This is a genomic window from Mesorhizobium sp. ESP-6-2, assembly GCF_020164675.1.
GTDB lineage: Bacteria > Pseudomonadota > Alphaproteobacteria > Rhizobiales > Rhizobiaceae > Mesorhizobium.
This window is the reverse complement of record NZ_JAIUGT010000019.1, coordinates 1-1316: the sequence shown is the minus strand read 5'-3', so window position 1 is coordinate 1316 and position 1316 is coordinate 1. Positions and strand designations below refer to the sequence as shown.

Annotated in this window: 1 protein-coding gene and 1 pseudogene; both read left to right on the top strand. The window is 58.7% G+C overall.

The window, feature by feature from the left end; genetic code table 11:
* Positions 1-491 precede the first annotated feature (491 nt).
* A complete protein-coding gene (locus LB532_RS30005; RefSeq protein WP_140640364.1) occupies positions 492-758 on the top strand; it encodes a type II toxin-antitoxin system ParD family antitoxin in 267 nt (88 codons plus the stop codon).
* A 3-nt stretch (positions 759-761) separates the two neighbouring features.
* Positions 762-1071, top strand: a pseudogene (locus LB532_RS30000) (type II toxin-antitoxin system RelE/ParE family toxin).
* The last annotated feature ends 245 nt before the right edge of the window (positions 1072-1316 follow it).

The following is a 1316-nucleotide window of genomic DNA, read 5'->3' as shown; positions in this document are numbered from 1 at the left end:
AAAACCAAATCCCGCAACACCAAACACAATCCGCCCGCCAGAACCATACAAGCCAAGCCAAAGCGTCACGGAGCCAGTCCTCAGTCGTTCCATGCCTCGGGGCCAGACGAGCTCTCAGCTCGCGCGGCGGACAAATCTGGCTCCCAGAGCCAAGGCCAACCACGAAAATGCGAATTGAGGCGGCGGTCCGCAATCAAATGCGAAATGAATTCAGCCGGCAGGCATCCATCTCAGCCGGCTCAGTGCCAGCCGTCCCGGCTGGATCGGGAGGAGCAGATCCCATCTATCCCGGTTGCAGGCGCGATCCTCGATCACGCCGGCGTCACTCCGACTGAGGCGGTTTCCCGGTATGCCGAATCAAGCGATTCGAGCCTGTCTGCGAGACAATCGGATCAAAATGTAGGATGGTCGACGTCGGTCGAAATTGCTAATATTTGACATCTATTGCTAAATCCGTGCCGCGATCCCACATCTCTTTCCGGGAGATTGTCATGCCCAACTACGCTCTGAACGACCACTATGAGCGCTTCATCAGGAAGCAGCTCGAATCAGGTCGCTACAACAATGCCAGCGAGGTTGTCCGCGCCGGCCTGCGCATGCTCGAGAATTTCGAGGCGGAGCGGGAAAGATGGCTGCGCGAGGAAATTCCGGGCCGCTTGGCCGAGCTCCAGCAGGATCCAGCTAAAGGAATCCCGGCCGACGCGGTTTTTTCTCGGCTGGAGGCGCGCCATCGCGCGAAACAGGCGAAAGCCAAGTAGGGGATGGACTATCGGATCGTCTTTCATCCCGCCGCACAAGCCGAACTCGAACGGCTCTATGACGACATAGCCGAGCGGGCATCGCCGGTGATCGCCTGGAATTTTGTCGCGGGTATTCAAGACCATTGTCTCGGTCTATCGACTTTTCCACAGCGTGGCACCGAGCGGCGCGAGATCATGCCCGGACTGCGGATCATCGGCTACCGACGGGCGGTCAGCATTGCCTGCAGTCGAGGGCGAGCAGGTGCTGATCCTGGGCATCTTCTACGCAGGCCGGAACATCACACCGGAATTGCTGGAGGATCGCCGCTGAAAAGCCGCTCGGGCAAGGTCCGCGGCCGTCGGGCGGACAGCGGTTTTCAAAGCGAGGCATACGGTCCGAAGCGAGTATCCCAGGCGCGACCAAGCGCAAGAAGCGATGTGGAAACTCAGCCTAGCCAACTCACAAATCTCGACCCCGTGGATATCTCCACGAGAAATCTCAAAAACATCTGAGATCGGTGTTGACAGTTTGTCAGGGTGGCGACTATATACGCCTCACGAACGAGGGCGGTGCGC

Bases quoted from the DNA above. Each gene is read 5' to 3' on its own strand.
- LB532_RS30005 (WP_140640364.1), top strand. From the start codon at position 492: ATGCCCAACTACGCTCTGAACGACCACTATGAGCGCTTCATCAGGAAG.